Origin of the sequence: Sphingobium lactosutens DS20 (assembly GCF_000445105.1) — a bacterium.
Classification (GTDB): Bacteria; Pseudomonadota; Alphaproteobacteria; order Sphingomonadales; family Sphingomonadaceae; genus Sphingobium; species Sphingobium lactosutens.
The window spans coordinates 161,786-185,235 of sequence record NZ_ATDP01000071.1; the positions used below are offsets into that span (position 1 = coordinate 161,786).

The 23,450-nt window shown below is 63.4% G+C and carries 20 protein-coding genes; 12 read left to right on the forward strand and 8 right to left on the reverse strand.

Annotated elements, in window-relative coordinates; all coding sequences use genetic code 11:
- Genes RLDS_RS33570 through RLDS_RS33590 form a run of 5 tightly spaced genes read left to right on the forward strand, consistent with a single transcriptional unit; the run spans window position 1 to window position 5,819 of the window.
- A complete protein-coding gene (locus RLDS_RS33570; RefSeq protein WP_021224817.1) occupies window positions 1–1,146 on the forward strand; it encodes a thiolase family protein in 1,146 nt (381 codons plus the stop codon).
- Between the two features lies 1 nt (window position 1,147).
- The gene (locus tag RLDS_RS33575) at window positions 1,148–2,356 is read left to right on the forward strand and encodes an acyl-CoA dehydrogenase family protein (protein ID WP_021224818.1); all 1,209 of its coding nucleotides are present in this window, start codon (window positions 1,148–1,150) and stop codon (window positions 2,354–2,356) included.
- Between the two features lie 24 nt (window positions 2,357–2,380).
- Complete coding sequence (locus RLDS_RS33580; RefSeq protein WP_021224819.1) at window positions 2,381–3,343, forward strand: thiamine pyrophosphate-dependent dehydrogenase E1 component subunit alpha; 963 nt, start codon at window positions 2,381–2,383, stop codon at window positions 3,341–3,343.
- Window positions 3,344–3,360: 17 nt separating this feature from the next.
- Window positions 3,361–4,377, forward strand: a complete 1,017-nt coding sequence (locus RLDS_RS33585; protein ID WP_021224820.1) for an alpha-ketoacid dehydrogenase subunit beta — start codon at window positions 3,361–3,363, stop codon at window positions 4,375–4,377.
- 5 nt (window positions 4,378–4,382) lie between these two features.
- Entirely contained in the window at window positions 4,383–5,819 is a 1,437-nt protein-coding gene (locus tag RLDS_RS33590; RefSeq protein WP_031297510.1) for a 2-oxo acid dehydrogenase subunit E2, read from the forward strand.
- Window positions 5,820–5,877: 58 nt separating this feature from the next.
- Here the strand turns inward: RLDS_RS33590 and RLDS_RS33595 are convergent, their stop codons facing one another.
- The 3 genes from RLDS_RS33595 to RLDS_RS33605 all read right to left on the reverse strand — a co-directional run bounded on the left by RLDS_RS33595 (window position 5,878) and on the right by RLDS_RS33605 (window position 8,257).
- Window positions 5,878–6,669, reverse strand: coding sequence for a sugar phosphate isomerase/epimerase family protein (locus tag RLDS_RS33595; RefSeq protein WP_021224822.1), 792 nt, complete (start codon window positions 6,667–6,669; stop codon window positions 5,878–5,880).
- A 6-nt stretch (window positions 6,670–6,675) separates the two neighbouring features.
- Window positions 6,676–7,479 carry an SDR family NAD(P)-dependent oxidoreductase gene (locus tag RLDS_RS33600; protein ID WP_021224823.1) on the reverse strand — a complete coding sequence of 268 codons (804 nt, stop codon included), beginning with the start codon at window positions 7,477–7,479 and terminating at the stop codon, window positions 6,676–6,678.
- Between the two features lie 73 nt (window positions 7,480–7,552).
- On the reverse strand, window positions 7,553–8,257 hold the full coding sequence (locus tag RLDS_RS33605; protein ID WP_040603577.1) for a TetR/AcrR family transcriptional regulator: 705 nt from the start codon (window positions 8,255–8,257) through the stop codon (window positions 7,553–7,555).
- 92 nt (window positions 8,258–8,349) lie between these two features.
- Here RLDS_RS33605 and RLDS_RS33610 point away from each other — a divergent pair, with 92 nt between their 5' ends.
- Window positions 8,350–9,669 carry an aromatic ring-hydroxylating oxygenase subunit alpha gene (locus RLDS_RS33610; RefSeq protein WP_021224825.1) on the forward strand — a complete coding sequence of 440 codons (1,320 nt, stop codon included), beginning with the start codon at window positions 8,350–8,352 and terminating at the stop codon, window positions 9,667–9,669.
- A gap of 16 nt (window positions 9,670–9,685) precedes the next feature.
- Here RLDS_RS33610 and RLDS_RS33615 read toward each other — a convergent pair whose 3' ends face one another.
- Window positions 9,686–10,492: a ThuA domain-containing protein gene (locus RLDS_RS33615; protein ID WP_021224826.1), complete on the reverse strand. Its 807-nt coding sequence runs from the start codon at window positions 10,490–10,492 to the stop codon at window positions 9,686–9,688.
- Window positions 10,493–10,593: 101 nt separating this feature from the next.
- Here RLDS_RS33615 and RLDS_RS33620 point away from each other — a divergent pair, with 101 nt between their 5' ends.
- From RLDS_RS33620 to RLDS_RS33630, 3 genes are all read left to right on the forward strand, one after another.
- Window positions 10,594–11,604 carry an NADP-dependent oxidoreductase gene (locus tag RLDS_RS33620; RefSeq protein ID WP_021224827.1) on the forward strand — a complete coding sequence of 337 codons (1,011 nt, stop codon included), beginning with the start codon at window positions 10,594–10,596 and terminating at the stop codon, window positions 11,602–11,604.
- Between the two features lie 305 nt (window positions 11,605–11,909).
- Window positions 11,910–14,183 carry a TonB-dependent receptor gene (locus RLDS_RS33625; protein ID WP_021224828.1) on the forward strand — a complete coding sequence of 758 codons (2,274 nt, stop codon included), beginning with the start codon at window positions 11,910–11,912 and terminating at the stop codon, window positions 14,181–14,183.
- 80 nt (window positions 14,184–14,263) lie between these two features.
- A complete protein-coding gene (locus tag RLDS_RS33630) occupies window positions 14,264–14,776 on the forward strand; it encodes a nuclear transport factor 2 family protein (protein WP_021224829.1) in 513 nt (170 codons plus the stop codon).
- A gap of 72 nt (window positions 14,777–14,848) precedes the next feature.
- Here RLDS_RS33630 and RLDS_RS33635 read toward each other — a convergent pair whose 3' ends face one another.
- The gene (locus RLDS_RS33635) at window positions 14,849–17,296 is read right to left on the reverse strand and encodes a TonB-dependent receptor (RefSeq protein ID WP_021224830.1); all 2,448 of its coding nucleotides are present in this window, start codon (window positions 17,294–17,296) and stop codon (window positions 14,849–14,851) included.
- 223 nt (window positions 17,297–17,519) lie between these two features.
- Here RLDS_RS33635 and RLDS_RS33640 point away from each other — a divergent pair, with 223 nt between their 5' ends.
- Window positions 17,520–18,062 carry a nuclear transport factor 2 family protein gene (locus tag RLDS_RS33640; protein WP_021224831.1) on the forward strand — a complete coding sequence of 181 codons (543 nt, stop codon included), beginning with the start codon at window positions 17,520–17,522 and terminating at the stop codon, window positions 18,060–18,062.
- A gap of 21 nt (window positions 18,063–18,083) precedes the next feature.
- Here the strand turns inward: RLDS_RS33640 and RLDS_RS33645 are convergent, their stop codons facing one another.
- Together RLDS_RS33645 and RLDS_RS33650 are read right to left on the reverse strand one after the other, a co-directional pair.
- The gene (locus tag RLDS_RS33645) at window positions 18,084–19,502 is read right to left on the reverse strand and encodes an aromatic ring-hydroxylating oxygenase subunit alpha (protein ID WP_021224832.1); all 1,419 of its coding nucleotides are present in this window, start codon (window positions 19,500–19,502) and stop codon (window positions 18,084–18,086) included.
- Window positions 19,503–19,601: 99 nt separating this feature from the next.
- On the reverse strand, window positions 19,602–20,366 hold the full coding sequence (locus RLDS_RS33650) for an SDR family NAD(P)-dependent oxidoreductase (RefSeq protein WP_021224833.1): 765 nt from the start codon (window positions 20,364–20,366) through the stop codon (window positions 19,602–19,604).
- Between the two features lie 90 nt (window positions 20,367–20,456).
- Between RLDS_RS33650 and RLDS_RS33655 the strand changes: the two genes are divergently transcribed.
- Window positions 20,457–21,710 (forward strand): aromatic ring-hydroxylating oxygenase subunit alpha, encoded by a 1,254-nt coding sequence (locus RLDS_RS33655; protein ID WP_021224834.1) that lies wholly within the window; start codon window positions 20,457–20,459, stop codon window positions 21,708–21,710.
- A gap of 31 nt (window positions 21,711–21,741) precedes the next feature.
- A complete protein-coding gene (locus RLDS_RS33660; protein WP_021224835.1) occupies window positions 21,742–22,791 on the forward strand; it encodes an NADP-dependent oxidoreductase in 1,050 nt (349 codons plus the stop codon).
- Window positions 22,792–22,812: 21 nt separating this feature from the next.
- On the opposite strand, the gene RLDS_RS33665 is transcribed toward RLDS_RS33660, so the two are convergent.
- Window positions 22,813–23,274 (reverse strand): VOC family protein, encoded by a 462-nt coding sequence (locus tag RLDS_RS33665; RefSeq protein WP_021224836.1) that lies wholly within the window; start codon window positions 23,272–23,274, stop codon window positions 22,813–22,815.
- Window positions 23,275–23,450 lie beyond the last annotated feature (176 nt).

Sequence of the window (23,450 nt, forward strand, 5' to 3'; positions counted from 1 at the left end):
ATGGCGGACGTCTTCATCGTGGGGATCGGGGTTCATCCCTTCGGCCGGACCGAAGGTCGATCCGGTCTGCAACAAGGGGCATTCGCCATCCGGCAAGCGCTGGATGACGCAGGGCTGGACTGGGGCGACATGCAGTTTGGCTTTGGCGGGTCGGACAGTGCCGGCAATGCCGATACGGTCGTCAACGAAATGGGGCTGACCGGCCTGCCGATCATCAATGTCCGCAACGGCTGCGCGACCGGCGGGTCGGCGCTGATCGGCGCATGGCAGGGCATCGCGTCGGGCCAATATGACCTGGGCGTCGCCTTTGGCTTCGACAAGCATCCGCGCGGCGCGTTCAACGCCATGCCGGCCGAATATAGCCTGCCCGACTGGTATGGCGAAGCCGGGATGATGGTGACGACGCAGTTCTTCGCCATGAAATTGCAACGCTATATGGCGCAGCATGGCATTACCCCCATGGCTTTGGGTCGGGTGGCGCAAAAGGCGTTCGACAATGGTGCCCATGCCCCCCATGCCTGGCGGCGAAGCCCGGTCGATCTGGAGACGATCCTGTCGAGCCAGATGATTTCCGATCCGCTGACCAAATATATGTTCTGTTCACCGGCCGAGGGCGGCGTCGCCCTGATCCTGGCGAGTAAAAAGAAGGCGCGGCAATTGGGTCGCGACCGGATCCGCATCAAGGCCGCGGTCACGCGCACACGGCCGCCCGGCTCCTTCGAAGTCTTCTCCCCCAGCCTGTCGATCGAGCGAGGCGGCGCCCCCACCCTGCTCGCGTCGGCCGCTGCGTTCGACATGGCCGGCATCGGGCCGGATGACATTGACGTCGCCCAATTGCAGGATACCGAATCCGGGGCCGAAATCATGCACATGGCCGAAAACGGATTCTGCCGGGACGGCCAGCAGGAAGAATGGCTGGCCGAAGGATGGAGCCGGATCGACGGCAAGCTGCCCATCAACACCGATGGCGGATGCCTGGCCTGCGGCGAACCGATCGGCGCGTCGGGCCTGCGCCAGGTCTATGAAAATGTCGTGCAATTGCGTGGCTCCGGGGGCGGACGGCAGGTGCCGGGCGAACCGAAGACGGGCTACACCCATGTCTACGGCGCGCCCGGCATTTCCGGCGTCACCATATTGGAGCGATGAGATGAACCTCAATTTCACGCCCGAAGACGAAGCCTTCCGCACGCAGGTGCGCGCCTTCCTGGCCGAAAATCTGCCCGAGCATCTGCGCGCCGGCATGGCGGCGACACCCGGCGTGTTTGTCGAGCCTGACATCGGACAGGAATGGCAGCGCATCCTGCATGCCAAGGGCTGGCTGGCCTATAACTGGCCGGTCGATTGCGGCGGCACGGGCTGGACGCCGGTGCAGCGCTATATCTTCGAAAAGGAATCGGCGCTCGCCAACGCGCCCAGCCTGCCGGTGCTGAGCCTCAAATTGCTGGGGCCGGTCATCTGCCGTTTCGGCACGGCCGAACAGAAGGCGCGGCTTCTCCCCCGTATCCTCGATGGCAGCGACTATTGGTGCCAGGGCTTTTCCGAGCCTGGCTCCGGATCGGACCTCGCCAGCCTCAAGACCCGGGCCGAGCGGCGCGGCGACCATTATGTGGTCAACGGCCGCAAGCTGTGGACGACGCACGCCCATCACGCCAACAAGATTTTCTGCCTCGTGCGCACTGACCCGCAGGCCAAGGCGCAGGCAGGCATCAGCTTCCTCTTGATCGACATGGCGCAGCCGGGGGTCGAAGTGCGCCCTATAAAGGGGCTGGCCGGCGATCATGAAGTCAACGAAGTCTATCTGGACGACGTCATCGCGCCGGTCGAGGATCTGGTGGGCGAGGAAGGCATGGGCTGGACCATCGCCAAATTCCTGCTCGAAAATGAGCGCGGCGGCGCCTGCCACGCACCAAAGCTGTTGTCCGACATCGCCAAGCTGCGCGCCGAGGCGGCTGCCGAGCCGGACGGCAGGGGCGGCACCATGGCCGACGACCCCGCCTTTGCCGCAGACCTGGCGCGCACGGAACTGACGGCGCAGGCGCTGGAAATGACCGAATTGCGGGTGCTCGCCGACATGGCAAAGGGCCTGCCACCCGGGCCGCAGACATCGCTGTCGAAAATGGTCGCATCCACCTTGCGCCAGCAGGTCGATGCGCTGGCGGTGCGGCTTTACGGCTATGCCGGGCTGGAGTTGGAGCCGCGCCGACCGCTCTATGGCAATGGCGCGCCCAAACCGCTGCATGGCAAGGCGGCGCAGCTTGCCGCGCCGCGCTATCTCAACAGCCTCGCCTGGACGATTTTCGGTGGTACGAACGAAGTCCAGCGCACCATCATAGCAAAGACCGTGCTCGGCCTTTGAAGGTCGAGCGAACAGGAGAGACAGATGCAACTCAGCCGCGACGCGCTCACCCGCGCCTATCGCCAGATGAAGACGATCCGCCTGTTCGAGGATCGGCTGCATGACGAAATCGCCCTGGGCGAAATTGCCGGTTTCACGCATCTTTATGCCGGGCAGGAAGCATGCGCCGTTGGCGTGTGCGAACATCTGGGGCCGGACGACTATATCATTTCTACCCATCGCGGCCATGGCCACTGCATCGCCAAGGGATGCGACGTCGAAGCGATGATGAAGGAAATCTACGGGTCGAGCGATGGCCTGTGCAAGGGCAAGGGCGGGTCCATGCACATCGCCGACGTGGGCGTGGGCATGCTGGGCGCGAACGGCATCGTGGGGGCTGGCGCTCCCATCGCGGTCGGAGCGGGCATCACCGCCAAAAGCAATGGCACGGTATCGATCTGCTTTTCGGGCGACGGCGCGTGCAACCAGGGCACGACCTTCGAAGCGATGAACATGGCCGTGGTGCTGAAACTGCCGGTCATCTTCGTGTTCGAAAATAACCATTATTCCGAACATACCGGCGAGGCCTACGCCGTCGGCGCAGAAAGCATGACCACGCGCGCCGCCGCGTTCGGCATGAAAGCGGTCAAGGCAAACGGCATCGACTTTTTCGACGTTTACCAGACCATCGGCGAGCTTATCGAATGGTGCAAGGCGGGCAACGGCCCGGCGTCGATCGAACTGGATTGCGAACGCTTCTTCGGCCATTTCGAAGGCGACCCCCAACGCTATCGCGGCGAAGGCGAACTGGAGCGCATCCGGGCCGAACGCGATTGCCTGACCACGTTCCGAACCAAGGTGACGGAGGCCAAATTGCTGGAGGGGGCCGACCTGGACCAAATTGACGAGGAGGTAACGGCCCTGATCGACCGGGCCGTCGCGCAAGCGAAGACGGCGCCGCGCCCCACCCCCGCCGACGTCACGCAAGACGTCTATATCAGCTACTGACGCGAAAGGATCGAACCATGGCAGTCAAGATGATCCGCGACGTCATTCGCGATACGATCGACGAGGAAATGGCGCGCGATGACAGCCTGATCATGCTGGGCGAGGACATCGTCGGCGGCAACGGGTCGGCGGGCGGCCCCGAAGCCATTGGCGGCATCTGGGGCACGTCGGGCGGCCTGTGGGCCAAATATGGCGGAGACCGGGTAATCGACACGCCGATCAGTGAAAGCGCGATCATCGGCGCGGCGGCCGGTGCCGCGCTGACTGGCAAGCGCGCCATCGCCGAAATCATGTTCGCCGACTTCATCGGCGTGTGCATGGACCAGATATGGAATCAGGTCGCGAAATTCCGTTACATGTTCGGCGGCAAGTCCCGCTGTCCCATCGTCATTCGCATGCCCTATGGCGCGGGCTACAACGCCGCGCCACAGCATAGCCAGGCGATCCACCAGTTCGTCACTGCCATGCCAGGCCTCAAAGTCGTCATGCCCTCGACGCCCGCCGACACCAAGGGATTGCTCACCCAGGCGATCCGCGACGATGATCCGGTCATCTTCCTGGAGCATAAGTTTCTTTACGCGGTGAAGGGAGAGGTGCCCGATGGCGACTATACCATCCCCTTCGGCCATGTCCGTCAGGTGACGCAGGGCGACGACATCACCATCTTGGCGACCGGCATGATGGTCGGCATGGCGGAGACCGCTGCCAAGACGCTGGCGCAGGATGGCGTCGGCTGCGATCTGCTCGACCTGCGCACCACCAGCCCGCTGGACGAGGAGGCGATCCTTGACAGCGTCGAGCGCACCGGCCGGCTGCTGATCGTCGATGAAGCGCCGCCCCGGTGCAGTCTGGCGACGGACCTGTCGTCCCTGGTGGCGCACAAGGCCTTCGCATCGCTCAAGGCCCCCATCGAGATGGTGACGCCCCCGCACAGCCCCGTGCCGTTCGCGCGGGAACTGGAATCAGCCTATCTGCCATCACCCGACAGGATCGCGGCGGCGGCGGCGCGGCTCCTGTCCTACCGGAGGGGGTGAGCATCATGGCCAATCTGCGCGCGTTCGCCATGCCCAAATGGGGCATTGAAATGACCGAGGGCGTCGTTGCCGAATGGAAGGTCGCCCAAGGGCAGCCGTTCAGGAAGGGCGATCTGCTGGCGCTCATCGAAACCGCCAAGATCACCAACGAAGTGGAGGCAGAGGCGGATGGACAATTTGCCCGCCTGATCGCGAAGGAGGGCGAAACCCACGAAGTCGGCGACCTGATCGCCGTGCTGGCGGCCGCACATGACGCGCCGACCGACAGCGAGGTGGACAGCTTCATCGCGTCGTACAAGGGCGGTGATGCCAGGCCGTCCGTCAAACCGCAGGAGGCGGCGCCCGATGCGCTGCCCGCCCCGCCCGCGCCCGTCGCGGCGTCGATTCCGGACGGTTTGAACATCAGCCCGATGGCCCGCGCCTTCGCGCAGGATCATGGCGTGGATGTACGCCAGATCGAGGGGACAGGCCCGGGCGGCCGCATCACATTCCAGGATGTGCAGCAGGCAAGCCTGCCTCCCGCCCCCGCCCCGGGCGGCAATCCTGTCGACATCAGGCCAGTCCCCGAACATCCCGGCGATGCCTTTGCCAGTCCGCTCGCGCGACGGCTGGCAGCACAGCATGGGCTCGACCTGTCGGGCATGGCGGGGACCGGGCCGAAGGGCCGCATCTGCAAGGCCGACGTGCTGGCGCGCGTGACACCGGCGCCCACGGCTTCGCCAGCTGCCGGATCGACACCGCAGTCGGCGCCGCCCCGGACCGATGGGGTGGAGATCGTTCGCATGTCGCCGATGCGCAAGGCGATCGCGCAGGCGCTCAGCCACAGCAAGTCGACCATTCCGCATTTCTACCTGCGCTCGAAGGTGCGGATCGACGCGATATTGGGCCTGCGCGCCCAGGCGAAGGTGGCGACGGGCGAAGCGCCCAGCATCAACGACTATATCGTGCGGGCCTGCGCGCTGGCGTTGAAGCGCCACCCGCAGGTCAATGTGCAGGTCCATGGCGACGCCATCCACCAATACACCGCCGCCGACATCGCCGTGGCGGTCGCGACGGACAAAGGCCTGATCACGCCGATCGTCAAGGGCGCGGATCAGCTGTCGGTCGCGGCCATATCCCGCGAGGTTAAGCGACTCGCGGACAAGGCCAGGGCGGGACGGCTGCAACCCGACGAGTTCCAGGGCGGCAGTTTCTCCGTCAGCAATCTTGGCATGTATGGCATCGATCAGTTCGACGCGATCATCAACCCGCCCCAAGGCGCCATATTGGCGGTCGGCGCGGGCGAACGAACGCCGGTGGAGATCGGCAACGCCTTGGCCTTTGCGACGGTCGTCAAATTGTCCCTGTCCTGCGACCATCGCGCCATCGACGGGGCGGTCGGCGCGGATTTCATGCGAACGCTCAAGGGCCTGATCGAAGAACCGGCACTACTGACCGGCTGATGCATTAGGGGCTTGTTGCAGGGTTCCTGCGACAGGGCCTTTTGCTGGTGGCGAGCCGCTAGCGGCCGTTCAGCCAGGCGCTGGACGTGCGGAACAGCTGTGCCGCACGGGCATGGAGTTCGGGCCAGCCATCGCGCAAGGCCGAGGATCGTTCCTCCACCGCCACCGGCAGGTCCGCAGGGAGCGCGGACAGCAAGGCATCGATCGGCAATGCGCCCTGCCCCAGCGGCAGGCGCCCGTCGATTGCTTCGGCGAGGATGGCGTCGGGATCGGCGGGGTCGGCACCAGGCATGGGCGCGTCGCACAGCTGGACATAGCTGATCCACGCGGGCGGCAGCGCCGCGACTTCCGCCACCGATCCTTCCGATCGCGTCCAGTGCAGCGCGTCGATCAGCAGCGCCATCGCTGGATGGTCGATCCGCTGCACTATGCCGGCGGCTTGCGCCATCGTCTTCACTTCCGTGAAGAGGCCGAACTCCAGGTTGATGCGGATCGCGCCGCTCGCTCGCTCTGCAAGGCGGGCGAGCTTGGCCGCCGTTGCGCCCTCATCGGGGTCGCTGCTGACGCAGAGCAGGTTGCGCGCCCCAAGCTCAAGGCCGATGTCGAGGATGCGGTCATGATTGGGGTCGGGAGGGCCAGGCTTGATCCAGACGACTTCGATGTCGAGCAGCGGCAGGCCGGTTGCGTCCAGCGCCGCGCGCACGGCGCGTGTCGTCTGCGCCGTCCAGTCGGCCAAATCGACCCACATGCCGCCCATGTCGAACCCGGCGCTGACCGCGCATTCCACAAGCGCGACGGGCGTAGCGTCAGGCATGATGCCCGACGCCATGGCGAGCGGGCGGCGCGCCATCGGGCCTTAGCGCTGCTGCGCCATGGCGGCGGCGACCGATGCCTCGATATCGGCCTTGCTGGGGTTGCCGCGCAGGCAAAGGCCGCCATTCACCTGCAGATTTTCGCCGGTCATGAAACATTCGTCGCTCGCCAGCCAGACACAGGCCGCCGCAACGTCCGTCGTGGTCCCATAGCGACCAAGCGGATAGGCCTTGACGAAGGCATCGAAAATGCCCGGCACAGCGCCCGCCGCCGCCGTCATGGGCGTATCGGTGAGGCCGGGCGACACGCTGTTCACCCGAATGCCGCGATCCCCGAACTGGTTGGCGACGCTGCGGACCAGATGATCGGTCCCCGCCTTGGTCGCCATATAGGCGTCATGGTCATGGAACATGATGGTCGCTGTGGCGGAACTGATCTGGATGATCGAACCGCCGCCCTGATCGGCCATGACGGGAATGAGCGCCTGGAGGAAATGGAACGGCCCCTTGAGTTGCAGGGCGACCATCGCGTCCAGTTCCTCCGCCGTCGTGTCCAGAAATGGCTTGAGCAGACCCCAGCCAGTGGCATTCAGGGCGATGTCGATGCCGCCGAGGCGCGCGGCCGTGTCCGCCACCATTGCGTCGATGGACGCCTTGTCCGTGAAGTCGCAGTCGACGGCGATGCCGCCATCCTGCGCAACAAAATCGTCGAGCACGTCGCGGTTGCGGCCAGCGACGGCGACCGTGGCGCCTTCCGCCTGAAACCGGCGCGCTATGGCCTGCCCCATATTGTCGCGGCCCGCAGCGCCCACGATCAAAGCCCGCTTGCCTTCCAGCCGTCCCGCCATCCGCTCTCTCCTGTTGCTCGAACGCGCAGGATAGGGCGGCGATGCTTGCTGCCAAACTCGGTTTTCTGTCAGGTCAGTCCTTCGCCCCCAGCCCCAGGAACCCGGCGGCAAAGAAAGGCACCATCCGATCCATCATTGCGTCGAGATCCGACGATCGCAGGGCGCCGCCCGACTGCCGGTCGAGCATGCCGCTCTCGACTAGAATGTGCGTGGTTGCGGCCTGAAAGAAGAAAAACCCCCATTGCACGTCCGGTCGCGGCATTTCGGGGTGAAGGGTGGCCAGCGCATCGACGAAATCGTGGATTACATGGTCGTAATGGGTGCGGAAGGGGGAAACATATTCCTCCTCCTGCGGGTGATTGGCGACGAAGGCGAGCAGGCGGACATAGTTTTTCCACCCTGGCCCCCCGCGCATCACGCGATCGACGATGGGGGCGATCAGGGCGCGCAGGATCGCGGCCCGCCGTTCCGCCCGTTCGCCCTGCTGAGCCTGCGCCTTGGCCAGCGCCGCCTCGATACCGGCGGCATGTTCCTGCGCGCGGCGTTCGATCACCGCGCCGAAAAGATTTTCCTTCGATCCGAAATGATAATGGGTCAGGGCCAGTTTGACGCCTGCTTCCGCCGCAATTTCCCGGAGCGACACGCCATAGAAGCCGCGCCAGGAAAACAGCATTTCCGCCGCGTCCAAGATCCGCGCCCCGGTTTCGGGCGCGCGGCGGCGATCGACCTTGGGCCGCTCCCGGGCCGCCCCTGTCATTTCCGATAGGTTTGTTTTCATCAGGGCATCGGGTGTGGCGCAGTTGTTGACACGTCGCAAGCCAGTGGTAGATTTTGGTCGATCGTTCAAGCAAATTGAGCCGGGAGAGGGCCATGACGGTAGAAGCGCTGATGGGTCGGCAAATCGCGGATTATGATCCGCCGGTGCGGGGCGACCCGATCACGGGCGAACGCTATTATGCGCAGCGATGGGCGGACGCGGAATGGGCGCATGTCTGGACGAAGGTATGGCATGTCGGCGGCATGGCGGCCGACCTCATGGATGCGGGCGATTTCCTGACCCACAATCTGGGCCGCGAATCGGTCGTCATGGTGAAGCAGGCGGACGGATCGGTCCGTGCTTTCTACAATGCCTGCCTGCACCGCGGCTATCGCCTGGCCTGGGCCGAAGTAGGCGGCGCGCCGCAGCTCGTGTGCGGCTATCATGGCTGGCGCTACGATCCCGACGGGACGCTCGCCCATGTGCAGGACCCGGATGATTTTCCCGGCGGCAATCCTTGCGGCAAGCACAAGCTGTCGGAAATCCGGTGCGAGGTCTGGGGCGGCTTTGTCTGGTTCAACATGGACACAGACGCGGCATCGCTGCGCGACTGGCTGGGCGCGCAGGTCCACGATCATCTGGCGCAATGGGGCATGGAAAAGATGACCCGCGTCTATGCGGTGACGTCGGACGTGCCGTGCAACTGGAAAATCGTGCGCGACAATTTCAACGAGAGCTATCATCTGCCGACGCTCCATCCCGAAATCGCGACCGTCATCAACGACCGGGTGGAGGATTGCGAGTTCCGGATCTATCCCGACACCGGCCATAACATGATGCGGATGCCCGGCCTTCAGCCATCGGCGCGCTATCCCACCCATCAAGTCCTCGACCTGCCGCTGGCGCAGGCGCTGGAATATTGGGAACTCGATCCCAAGGCTTATGAGGGCAATGCGATGGCGGCGCGGGACGCGATCGCGCAGCAAAAGCGCAAGCTGGGCGCGGCCAAGGGCTACAGCCATTATGGCCATATGGGCGACACGGAGATTGTCGACTATTTCCACTTCACCCTCTGGCCCAACATCACCTTCACCATGTGGCCGGACGGCGTGCAATTGCTTCGGTCCGAACCGCATCCGACCGACCCGGAGCGCTGCATCTTCGACCACTGGTTCATGGCCCATCGCATCGGCGATACAGACGAGGTGATCGGCCCCAACGGCCCCACGCCCCTGGAGCCGGTCGATCGCGAACGCATCGTCTTTGGCGAAAAGACGCTGGGCGTGGTGGCGGACCAGGACCTGTCGGTCGCGATCGGCCAGCAGCTTGGCCTTCATTCCAAAGGGTTTCGCGGCGGCATTCTGGCCAACCAGGAAAAGCGCGTTCAGTTCTTCCATGAAAAGCTGAACGACGTGTGCGGCATCCACGATTGATCGGCGGGGCCGGGCGCTAGGGCGTCCGGCCTGCCACCCAATGGAGGGCGTTGCGGATCAGCCGGCGATAGTCGGGCTGGTCATAGGCCGCAGGGCCATCGCCGGGTTGCAGATAGACCAGCCGCGCATTGAGCGCTTTTTTCGTCCAGCCGATAAGGTCGCTACCCGGCGGATGGAGCCACCCGTCATTGCACTGCATCCGCCCGGCGAGTGCATGCTGCGGGCTGTAGAAGCGTTCCGCTGTAAAGCTGGCCGATGCGCGCAGCAGCGGCGTGACATCCTCCTCAAAAATTTCGGCGAGATACAGCTCGTCACGCATGGCAAAGCCGGCCGGGACGCCCGCCATCACCGGATGATCCGGCGCGACGTTCCTGGCCTCATAGGGAATGTCGTGCGCATAGCCGCTATCGAGCCGCGACATACCGCGCACCATCGTAGGCTTGTAGAGGAAGCGGCCGCCCAGCCAGTCGCCATATTCCTCCCAGTCGGGCCAGCCGGCTAGGGCATGATGCAGGGCGACCACGCCGGTCCCCTGCTCCAGCAAGGCGCGAAAGCCTGCCTTGAAATCGGGTGATGGTGCGACGATGCCGGGGCGATCGGTCGGATGTTCGAAATCAAGGCCGGGCATGTCGTACAGCAGCAGCGCGTCGAAACCCCGCATGCCATCGGGGTTCATCAACCGGGCGGCCGCGGGCTGGTCGACCATTGTCGCGCTGACGCCGGGCATATCCTGAAAGATCGCATCGAACGCCGTGCGATCGAAGGGATGGCCCCGCACGGAAACCAATATGTTGAGGTTGGCATGATGATGGATGATCGGCATGGCGCTCGCGTTCTCTTTCCCTGTTCGCCGCCTCTTCTTTTCGCCAGTGTGCAGCCGGGGCGTTTCGCGGCCAACTGCGACCAGTGACAGGAGAGGACAGGATGACGGTCAATCGACGCTTCACGCTGGCGGCCCGGCCCCAGGGGCTGCCCAAGGACAGCGACTTCCTGCTGACGCAGGACATTGTGCCGCCGTTGCAGGAGGGGGAGTTCCTGATTCGCAACCATTATGCCTCGATCGACCCCGCCATTCGCGGCTGGCTGGAACCAGGGGGCAATTATATGCCCCCGGTCCCGATCGGCGATGCGGTGCGCGCATCCACCATCGGCGTGGTCGAACTGAGCCGCCATCCGGATTTTACCGCCGGCCAATGGGTGATGGGCCTCAACAAGGTCGAGGATTATTCGATCGGGCGCGGCGATGGCTTCACCCAGCCCATCGACGTCGACGCCGTCCCTTCCCCCACCGCCTATCTGTCCGTTGCCGGCGCGGTGGGGCTGACGGCGTGGTTCGGGGTCGAAGATGTGATGCAGCCCGCAGCGGGGCAGACGGTGCTGGTGAGCGGCGCGGCCGGTGCGGTCGGATCGCTGGTCGGGCAATTGGCGAAACGGCGCGGCGCGCGCGTGGTCGGCATTGCAGGCGGCGCGGAAAAATGCGCGCGGCTGATCGATCGATACGGCTTTGATCAGGCGATCGACTATCGCGGCAAGGATGTGGAGGCCCTGTCGGCAGACATTGCCGCCGCCTGCCCCGATGGCGTTCATTTCGTCTATGAAAATGTCGGCGGCGCCTGCCTGGACGCGGCGCTGCTCAATCTGGCGCAAGGGGCGCTGGTGGTGATTTGCGGGCTGATTTCGGAATATAACAGCGCGCCGCAGGGCGCACGGAACATCTGGCAATTGCTGGTCAAGACAGCGACGATGCGCGGCTATCTGATCAGCCAGTATCTGGACCGCTTCCCCGAAGGCGTCACCGCCATGGCAAAGCTCGCCGGCGAAGGGGCCATCGTCTATGACGAGCATGTGGAGGACGGGATCGACAATGCCCTGCCCGCGATGCTGCGCCTGTTCGACGGCAGCAATCAGGGCAAGATGATCCTGAAACTGATCTGAGGGCGCCGCTTCACGGCCGTAGGATAGGCTTGCTTCGGTTCGCGTCGGCGAACAATCGCATCAAGACGGCCGGGGCATTTACGAACCCCTGAACGAGATAGTGCCGGGCGTTCCGTGCAGAATCACGGTCCGCCGATCGCTGCTGCCCATGTCAGTCCTTCCGCTTGCGATACGGTCTTTGAGAGCCGCCGATTTTTCACCTACCCTGTGTAAAATCACAGCTAACGAAATCTGCGAAATCGACGAAAGTGACGGCGTGAGAGGACGCCCATCAGAGCGCGTCCAGCCGCCGAGGGGAGAATGCCATGAACAGACGAATTGCGTTCGCGTCCACCATCTTGTCGAGCGGCCTTGCGCTCTGCTTTGGCAGCCCCGCGCTCGCGCAGGATACCGAACCCCAGGCCGCAGCCGAACAGCCCGTCGGCGCAGGTGAAATCATCGTCACCGCCCGCCGTCGCGAGGAACGGTTGCAGGATACGCCTGTGGCGGTCACGGCCGTGAATGCCGCGATGCTGGAAAACAAGGCGGCAGTGAATATCGGCGACCTGACCGGGTCCGCGCCCAACTTGCTCATCACCAATCAGAATTCGGGCGCGGCGGCGGCCAATCTGGCCATTCGCGGCCTCACCTATGCCGACGTTGAAAAATCCGCCGAACCGACCGTGGGCGTCGTCGTCGATGGCGTGTTCATCGGGACCAGCACCGGACAATTTTTCGACTTTTTCGATATCGAACAGATTGAAGTGCTGCGCGGTCCCCAGGGTACTTTGTTCGGGCGCAACACGATCGGCGGCGTCATCAACATTCGCCGGTCCAAGCCGACCGGCGAATTTGGCGGCAAGGTCGAGGTGTCCTATGGCAAGTTCGACACGCTGGCGACCCGCGCCGTCATTAACGCGCCGCTGTCGAGCGACGGCAGCGTGGGCATCAAGGGCTTCTATTTCCACAACGAAACCGATGGCTGGTACAAGCAGGCGCAGGACGGCAGCCCGCGCGGCTTTTCCAATAATGAGAATTTCGGCGCGGCCTTGCGCGTCGCGCCTGCTGGCAGCGGCTTTGAAGGCATATTGACCGTCGAAAAGCAGGTGCAGAAATATGATCCCGTGGTCGCCAGCCTGACGCGCACGGGCGAAGTCTTCTGCGGCCTCATCCCCGCCGAACAGTGCAACCGCAACAACACCACCGATCTCTACACCGTTTTCGGGCAGGCGAATGTCGGCCGCTACAGCGCGCCGGCGGCAACGTTGGAAATGAATTACGACACGGGCGACATCACGCTGACGTCGATCACTGGCTGGCGCAAGTCCAAGGAAAATCAGACGCAGGATTTCGACGGATCGTCGGTCGACCTCTATTATGTCCGCCGGCTTCAGGATTATGAGCAGTGGAGCCAGGAATTCCGCGCCGCCGGCAAGATCGGCGACAGCCTGGATTATGTCGTCGGCCTCTATTATTTCAAATCCGACTATTATCTGGCGCAATATAGCCGCGTCTTCGCCTTTTCGCCCGACATCGACCCTTTGATATTCGATACCAACCCGCAGGAGGTCAATGGACGCACTCGCTCCATCGCGGCCTTTGGTGACTTCAACTGGGCGTTCGCTGATCGCTGGCGCCTGTCCTTTGGCGGCCGGTTCACGCGCGACAAGAAGTCGCTCGACAACAGCTTTGGCGGCAACCTGATCGGCGCGGGGTCCGACACCTTCAAGAAGTTCACGCCCAAGGTCGGCGTCGACTTCCGCCCGAACGAGGAAACGATGATCTACGCCAGCTGGTCGCAGGGCTTCCGGTCGGGCGGCTTCTCCCCGCGCGCGGGAACGGCGGCCAGCGCCAGCCAGTCCTACCGTCCCGAAGTGGTCGACAGTTTCGAGATCGGCAGCAAGCTGGAATTGTTCGACCGCAAATTGCAGTTCAACGTCGCGGCCTTCTATTCCAAATACAAGAATTTGCAGCAGAACAACACGCTTAATTGCCCCAGCTGCGCCACCGGCAATGAAACGATCACGTCGAACGTGGGTTCGGCCAAGATCAAGGGGCTGGAGTTCGATTTCACCGCCCGCCCGACCCCGCAGCTGACGATCACGGGATCGCTTGGCCTGCTTGATTCCAAGTTCAAGGATTTCATCGTCGGCGGCATTTCTCCCCTCAGTGGCGCGGTCGTGCCCTATGATTATTCCAGGAACGACCTGATCTATAATCCCGACATGACGGCATCGCTGGCGGCCGACTATACGGTCCCCACCAGCTTTGGCGAAATCATCGCCAACCTCACCTATCGCTATATCGGTCGCTATGATCAGCAGATTTCGCTGGGTCCGATCAGCGGCGACCTGGTGAACGGGCCGATCATCGTCAACGGCAATGATCCGCGCGTGCGCACGGACAAGCAGGGCCTGGTCGATGCGAGCCTGTCGACCAACTTCACGCTGGCGGGGAAAGAGGCCAAGCTGACGATCTTTGGCCGCAACCTCGCCAATGATCGGGGGCCGACCCACGGGTTCACCGTGGGGGGCTTGTGGGCCTTTGGCACCGCCCGCGAACCGCGCACCTATGGCGCGACCCTTGGCTTCAAATTCTGATCGCGCCTCCCCTTTCACAGAGCGCACGACCAGCAGCCGGGGCAGCGATGCCCCGGCTGTTTTCATGACAGGAGAATGTCTTGACCGACCATGCTGCAACGCTGGACAGGCTCGCCGCCCGGGCGGCGATTCACGACCTGGTGATGGCCTATTGCCGGGGCGTCGACCGCGCCGACGCTGCCCTGCTCGCCTCAATCTTCTGGGATGACGCGACGATGATATCCGGCTCGGTCAACGGTCCGGCCCATAAGTTCGCCCAGGACATCACGGCCTATTGCCGCAACACGATGGATCATTGCTTTCACTCGGTCGCCAACCAGTGGGTCGAGGTCCAGGGGGACAAGGCGATCGGCGAACATTATGTGACCGCGCAGGTGCGCGCTGGCGGCCAGGATATGCTCACCGGCGGGCGCTATCTCGATCGCTATGAGCGACGCGACGGCGTGTGGAAAATCGCGCATCGCTGCTTCGTTGCCGACTGGACCATGAGCCAGCCGGCCGGCGCGCCGCTCGATCCGTCCTATGAACCGGGGCGCACGCGCGGCGGCTGGGGGGACGCCGATCCCGTCTACGCCCATTGGGCAAGCCTCTAGCAGGGGCAAAAGGAAGGGCGCTGGTCCGGGGAGAGGCCGGACCAGCGCCCTTCGACGATTGCGCCAGGGCGATCAGAAGCGGGTCGTGATCTGCGCCATGACGGTGCGCGGCACATTGCCAAAGCCCAGCTGGTCTGCGGGCGCGGCCACCAGCCCGCCCGATGCGCCGCCCGTCGATGGGCCATCGACCACGCCGGTGACATAGAAGCGGTTGGTCAGATTCTTGCCGATCAGCGCAAATTCCCAGCGATCATCGTCTGAGCCGATGCGCACGCCGGCGTCCAGCGTCGCATAGCGCCCCTGGCGCGACAGCGGATTGCCAAAGCCCGAGGCGAGATAGGAGGAGGAATAGCGCAGGTCCGCGTTCAGCCCGATTTTCAGGCCATTGCCCATGCTGCTGTCATAGGCCGCGCCGATCGTCCCGGTCCAGCGAGGCGCGACCGACAAAGGCTTGCCTTCCAGATTCTGCCGCACGCCGCCATCGGCAAGGACGATGCTGCACCCCTGCGCAATGCTTTGCCCGGCATAGCAGGGCGCCTGCGGGAAGTCGGTATAGCGTGCGCGATTATAGTTGATCGACCCGTGCAGGTTCAGCCCCTCGACCGACCTGGGCGCATATTCGAACTCCAGCTCCACGCCCTTCGTCCGCGCGTCGGCCGTCAGCGTCTGGAAGGCGAAGATGGGGGAATTGAAGAAGTCGACCTGCAAATCCTTGTAGAGATAGGAATAGGCGCCGAGATTGAGGCGCAGCTGATTGTCCGCCAACGTCGTCTTGATGCCCGCTTCGAAACCGGCTGCCCGTTCGGGATCGAAGGTCAGGTCGTCGAAGGGGTTGGTCGACAGCTTCGAATTGATGCCGCCATTGGAAAAGCCGCCCGATTTATAGGCGGTCTTATATGCGCCATAGACCAGGATATCGGATGTCGGCTTCCAGGTCAGCGACACTTCGGGCGACCAGTTGCGGAAGGTCTGGTCCGCGTTGATGACGCCCAGGCCATCGGGGTCGTCCTGCGGCCGGAAAATCGCGGTGACGCCGGGGTTATTATAGGGCTGGGTGAAGAAACTGTCCTTGGTTTCATGCGTGTAGCGCACGCCGCCCGCCAGTTCGAGCGTTGGCACGATCTTCCATGTCGCCTGGCCGAACAGCGCGATCGTCTCGCCATCGGTGAAGCTGGTCTTGCGCGTGGCGAGATACTGGTCTTCGGGCGCGGCCGCGCTGTTCACCAGTCCCGCCAAAATGATATACTGGTCGAAATCCCGCTTCGTTTTCTGATACAGCCCGCCCAGCATCAGGTTGACCGGGCTGTCGAACGTCGTGAGCGCGCGAAACTCCGATGAGAAGGCGTGATAGGTGGAATTTTCCGTCGCCCAGTTCGATGCCGGGCTGGACTGGAAATCGCAGGCGCAGGCCCAGCGGTTGTTGTTCCAGTTGTAATTGGTGACGGACGTCAGCGTCACATTGTCCAGTTCATAATTGACGTTGGCCGTGACCGCCCAGCTCTTGTAGCGATTATAGAGGTCGCCATCGTCGTTGACGAACGGGGTGGGGCCGGCGAACGCGGCGGGAATGCGGTTCTGATGCGTCACGAAATCGCGGGCACAGGCATAGCCGTTGAGTTGACTGACGCCGCCATTGGGGCAGTTGAAGGCGACATAGTTCCAGCTGTTATTATTGGTCTTATTATAGGTGCCGGATGCCTTGAGCGTCGCGGTCAGGCGATCGGTGGGTTCCCACTTCAGAGTGACGCGGCCCAGCAACTCCCGCTCACCCGGCTGGTCCACGGGCGCGGGGTTGGCCAGTGCCGTCCCGGTCGCGCCGGTCGCCACGTCGATGGTGGGATAATCGAAGGGCGCGGCGACGTTGCGATAATAGCCGCCCCACATTTTCGAGCCGCGCACGGCGACGCGCAGGCCCAGCGTATCGGTCAGCGGGCCTGAGCCGACAAATTCCAGCTGCGCCTGCTGCGCCTTGAACTCGTAACCGGCCCGCGCCTTGAATTCAGGCGTCGATGTCGGGTCGGCGCTGGTGAGCGAGATGACCCCTGCCGTGGCGTTCTTGCCGAAGAACAGCGCCTGCGGCCCCTTCAAAATCTCGACGCGCGCCAGGTCGAAAAAGCCTTCGTTGATGATGCGCCCCTGCCCGTAATAGACGCCATCGACGACAACAGCGACCGACTGTTCGATCCCGATGGACGTGGACGAGGACCCGATGCCCCGCAACGTCAGCTGCGCGCCCGAACCGTTGGACGCGCGCCCGACGTTGAGGTTTGGCGTGCGCGCGGCAATCTTCTCGATCGAGGTCAGATCCTGGCGCTGCACCAATTCGGCGGAAATGGCGGTGACCGCAACAGGCACGTCCTGCACGCTTTCCTGACGCTTGCGGGCCGTGACGATGATATCCTCCAGACCGCCGGCCGTTGCATTGTCGGCCACCGGCGCGTCCTGCGCCATTGCGGGCATGGTCCAAAGCGCGGCGCCGACGGCAACGCCTGCCAGCAAAGATGATGTATTGCGGATCATGATCCTCCCTTTCGTCCCGACGGCGCGCGGCCATGGATGTTGTTCTACGGGTCGCAACAGCACCCGATTTCCCCTGCAAAATTGCGGGCTTGGGCATGATGATCCTACTGTGACAAGCCGCAGGTTGGCCGGCGGGACGAGCGTTCCTGTCATTTGTCATAGTGTCGGCGCTTGCATTGGAACGGGACAAGTCCTGCCAGTGGCTATGCAATGGGAGAGCGGCATGGAGCTGGAGCGGGAATTGCGCGACCTCATCGCGCGGCGCGATATCATCAAGGCGATTCACGCCTATATGCGCGGGCAGGATCGACTGGACCGCGACCTGCAACTGTCATCCTTTCACGCCGACGCCGATGTCGACTGCGGCCTGCTACGCGGCGGTCCGGAAGCCTATACCGATTTCGCGCAGGGCTTCCTGGCTGACCTGCATGGCAGCCAGCATATCATCGGGCAGATCGACATTGACGTCGATATCGACGCGGGCACGGCCACCGGAGAGGTGTATTTCTTTGCCTGGCACCGTACGCGCGATGCGGACAGGGCGGAAAAGGACCTGTTGATGGCGGGGCGCTATGTCGACGACTATGCGTATAAGGATGGACGCTGGGCGATCCAGCGGCGGCGCGAACTGATCGACTGGGCGCGGCATGACCGCGCGACCGACGCCATCCTGCACGAACAGGTCACGATCCACCTGGCCGGCCCGCGCGGCGTGGACTTTTCGCAGACGCGCGACTGGCATTCGGGAACGTCGGGAAGGGATTGAAGCCCCCTCCCGCGCCTGCCGTCACAGCTGGCCGTTCACATATTTCATCAGCGTGTTCTGGAACTGGCGGATCTGGATTTCCTGATAATTGGCCAGCTCGACGCGATTGTTGGGGCTGGATCTGAGGCCCACCTGCACGAACGGCAGGTTTTCCATATCCTGTTCGAACACATCGCCCAATATGCCCAGTTCCGGCGCTTCGGTCCATTTCTGGTCGAGCGACAGGAATTTCATCTTCGGCGCCTTGGGCGGGGTTTCGCCGGGCGGTACGCGGGTGATGATGCGCACCTCCATCAGGCAATGGTCGACATCATGCCAGGGACGCCAGCGATAGACGATATTGGGCTGAAACCCGCCCCAGGGCGACCAGTTGGGAAAGACATTGTAGAGGATGGCGTCCATCATCTCGGCGTCAGACGCATGGCTGACGTCATGGCCGAACATCTTGGTCGTGGTCGCGCGCAGACTTTCGCCCAGCGCCTCACGCGCGGTCTTCCCCTCGGGCACCTTGACGTTATAGCCGCCCTCGGGCGCCGCATCGCCTTCATAATTGTCCGAAGACCGGCCATTATATTTGACGAATTCATCGACGATCCACTGCTGCGACTTGCCCTGGGGATCGATATGCGGCGACATGGTGCCAAAGGGCGTCACCGTCAAATTCACATGGTCGCCATAGATATTGTACATCGAATTGGCGTCGCCGGTGAACGGCAGCAATTGGGGGTGCGTGACCACGGTGTGCCAGCTTTCCATGAAAGCCTCCATCACCACCTTCCAGTTCGCCTTGCACACCTTCCCCACCCAGATGGCGGTCGCGCATTCCTCATGCCGCCAGCGTTTGAAATGTTCGGGCATGGGGGCCAGAAATTCCTCGAGCGTGGGGCCATCCTTCGCCTCGCGCAGGAAGACATAACCGCCCCATCGGCCGACCGACACTTCGGCCAGATGCATCGCATCGTCATTCAGATGCGAAAAATCCCAGCGGCAGGGAATAGTCTTGACGCTGCCATCATTATTCCAGGTGAAGCCGTGAAACGGGCATTGCAGCTGGGCCGACCAGCCATCCTTCGTCTTCAACTGTCGCCCGCGATGCAGGCAGACATTGTAAAACCCCTTGATCGATCCATCCTGCTGCCGGACCAGCAGGAAGCTTTTGCCGGCATTGTCGTAGACGACATGATCGCCCGGCTCGGGCAGTTCCTCTTCCCGCGCGGCGAATTGCCAGATGCGCGGCCACATTTTCTCCTTTTCCAGTTCGAAAAAGGCGGGGTCGGTATAGCGGCTGGCCGGGATCGGCTCCGACCCCAAATTCTCATATTCGTCGGTGTAGAGAAATTCGGGCACCGGATTGGTGTCCGCCGCCATAAGGTCGCGCACTGATGGGCCGGGGCACCGGGCCAGGGGTTCGCCTTTGATGCGCGGATCGCTCTCGGCCATGTCTTGCTCTCTCCTGTGACGGCTTTCGCGCCATGCTAGGCTTTATGGCGAGCCGATTGACCTATGGTTAGCATCAGGTCGCGGCGCGGCGAAGGTCCTTCATTGCGCGACCATGCCGCCATCGACCACGAACTCCGCGCCGGTGATATAGGCCGCCTCGTCCGAAGCGAGGAAGGCGACCATATTGCCGATATCCTTGGGCTCGCCCAGCTTGCGCATCGGGATCGCGGCGACCAGCTGGTCGTAGACGTCCTTGTTATCGGCGATCGCGACCTTTTGCATGTCGGTCCAGATCATGCCGGGATGGATGCTGTTGATGCGGATATTCTCGGCCGCTACTTCCAGCGCCACGCTCTTGGTGAAAAGGCGCACGCCCCCCTTGGACGCGCCATAGGCACCGCAGCCGGGCAGGCCGAACAGGCCGGCGACCGACGACAGGTTGATGATGGACCCGCCCTGCCCCTGCGCGCGCATCTGCGCCATCGCCATGCGCGTGCCCAGGAATACGCTGTCCAGATTGACCGATATCTGACGATGCCATTCGGCGGCCGTGATCTCGTTCATGTGGCGCAGCACCGCGATGCCCGCATTGTTGACCAGAATGTCGATCTTGCCGAATTCCGCGAGCACCGCGTCGCGCACGCTGTCCCACTGCGCTTCGTCCGTGACATCCTGCGTCATGGCCGCCGCCTTATGCCCGGCAGCCCGCAACTCCGCCGCGCGCGCCTCCACCGCCGCGCCGTCAAGATCGGTCAGGAACAGGCTTGCCCCCTGCGCCGCCATGATGCTGGCCCCGGCAAAGCCAAGGCCGCCCGCTGACGCCGCCCCCGTCACCAGCGCCACCTTGCCCGATAGGTCGATCATGTCACTCTCCGTCCGTTTCTGTAAGGCGGAAGGCTAAGATCGCGCGCCGTCCCGGCAACTAGCCATAATCACAGAAAATGCGCCTGACCTATGACTGTCCAGAGTTCCGCCGCCGCGCCCGGCGCGCTAGCCTGCACGTCAAATCAGATCAGGGTAGAGGTGCGCATGGGCTATCATGAAACCATCGGCGACGAAGCCGCCAAGATGCTGGAATATGTCGAAAACGGCACGACCGACAGCGCCGAAACGCCGATGGAGGTGCCCGCGTCCGCTTACACCGATCCGGCCCATTTCGACCGCGAGATGGCGACCATCTTCCACAGGCTGCCCCTGCTTGCCGCGCTGACCGCCGAAATGCCCAATCCAGGCGATTACAAGGCGATGGACCTGATGGGCAAGCCCGTCCTAATCACTCGCCGCACCGACGGCAGCGTGGCCGCGATGCTGAACGTGTGCAGCCATCGCGGCATGATCCTGACGCCCGAAGGGCATGGCAACAAGAAACGCTTTTCCTGCCCCTATCATGCCTGGACCTTCGCCAATGACGGCAAGCTCGTCGGCGTCGCGGAACCCGGCAAGTTCGGCCCCGTCTGCAAGGAGGAACGCGGCCTCAAGACCCTGCCCTGCGCGGAGGCGGGCGGCATCATCTGGGTCAGCCTGTCGCACGACGCCGACATTGACATCGAAAAGCATCTGGGCGGAATGCTGGACGACCTTGACGCCTATGACCTTGCCAACTGGCATTATTGCGGATCGCGGCGCATCCATGGCGCGAACTGGAAAATCGCCTATGACGGCTATCTGGAAGGCTATCATTTCGCCGCCGCGCACCCGGAAACCATCCATCCGCGCACCTTTTCCAACATCATGCACTTCACCGCCTTTGGCCCGCACATGCGCGTTGGTTATCCGCAGGTGTCGATCAAGGAGAAACTGGGGGCCGAACCGCGCGAACGCTGGGGGCATATCGAAAATAGCGGCTATGATTTCGTGCGGACGATCTTCCCCAACGTGTCGATCTTCTTCGCGCCGGAAATCACGCAGGTGGCGCAACTCATTCCCGGGCCGACGCCCGACCGGAACACCACGAACCTGCTGTTCATCCGGCGCGAACCGCCGCGCGATGCGGAGGATGCGGCGGGCATCGAAACCATGATGGACTGGCTGAGCGATGTCGTCGACCGGGAGGATTATGGCGTCGGCCTGCAAGTGCAGAAGGGGCTGGAATCCGGCGCGCTCTCATCGGTGATCTTTGGCCGGAACGAGCGCGGCAACCAGTATTTCCACAAATATGTCGACTATCTGATCGCAAACGACGCCGACGCCCCGCCGCCGGTCCTGTGATCCGCATCCCATCAAAAAACTGGAACCATCCATGAAGAATCGCCGCATCGTTCTGGCATCGCATCCCCATGGCGTTCCTGCGCCCGACAATTTCCGCCTGGTCGAAGAGGATATTCGACCCTTGGCCGATGGCGAGGTGCGCACGCGCAATCGGGTCTTTGCGATCGATCCTGCGATCCGCGGCCTGCTGGACGAAGGGGACGGCACCTATCTTCCCTCCGTGCCGCTGGGCGGCCTTATCCCCACGATGGTGCTGGGAGAGGTCGTCGAATCGCGCAACCCGGCCTTTGCCGTAGGCGACCATGCGCGCGGGTTCATCGGCTGGGAGGAACAGAGCATCATCGCGGCGGACAATTTCGCCTGCGAAAATGTGAAGATCGACCCGACGATGCCGCTGACCGCCTATATGGGGGCGCTGGGCTGGTCGGGGATCACCGCCTATGTCGGCCTCAAGCGGATCGGCGAGATGAAGGCGGGCGACACCGTCGTGGTGAGCGCTGCGGCGGGCGCGGTGGGCAGCGTCGCCGGACAGGTGGCGCGCCTGGCCGGATGCCGCGCTGTCGGCATCGCCAGCACCGACAAGATTGCCGAAGTGACCGGGGATCTGCGCTATGACGCGGCGGTCGACTACAAGGCCGCCGATGATCTGGGCGCAGCGGTGCGCGAAGCCTGCGGCGACAAGGGCGCGGACATTTATTTCGACAATGTGGGCGGCCGCATCCTCGACACGATGCTGATGAACATGGCCGATTTCGGCCGCATCGTCGTGTGCGGCATGGTCGCCAATTACAACAGCCAGAATGATCCCTACCCCATCCGCAATTTGTGGCAGGTGCTGGTCAACCGCATCACCATGCGGGGATTCCTGGCCTATGAGCATCTCGACATGCTGGAGGAGGCCCAGCAGCAACTGGGCGACTGGATCAGGACAGGAGCGCTGCGGGCGACGGAAAATGTCGCGACGGGAATCGAAAGCGCGCCTGACGCCTTCATCCGGCTGATGTCGGGGCAGACGCGCGGCAAGACCATCGTGCGGCTGGACCCCGACGTCACGACGCTGGATGGCTTCGCCCCCGTTTGACCGGGGGCCAAGGCGGGCGCCTCAGGCGCCGCTCAGCCAATGGTCGATCACGGGCTTCAAGTCCGTCGACACCAGTTCGATCAGCAGCGCGCCGTCCGGGGACAGAAGATAGGCGATGACGCCATAGCCCTGATCCGGCGCGGCATTGGCGGCCTTGACGCTCCATCCGGCCTCGACCAGCCAGTCGGCATCGCCCTTCAGATCCTGCGTCCAAACGCCGACATGACGGGCATGGGTGGCGTTTGCAGGGTCGTAGAACGGCCCCTGCCCCTGCACCAGTTCCAGGTGCGGCGCCTGCCCCACCGAATAGGTCGCCCGCACCCGCAGCGTGTGCGCGCCCGCCTCCGGCGTCCAGAATGGCAGCGGATCGAAATCACGCACCGGCGCGAATTTCAGCCCAAGGTCGCGGCCAAAATCGGCCACCGCCTTGTCGACATCCGCCACCGCAATGCCATTATGATGTATGTTCGTCAGATCGACCATGACCCTCTCCTGTCGCTATAGGGATGATGGCTTGTCACAGGGGCAGGCCGCAAGAGGCAAGCTGGCAGCTTTGGCAGGTGCATGCGCCGCCCCGCGGCGACATGACGAAGCTGGCAGCGAGACCTATCGGGAGAGAAAAGGGATGGAGAGCAGCAGATCGACGCCGGTTCGGCCGC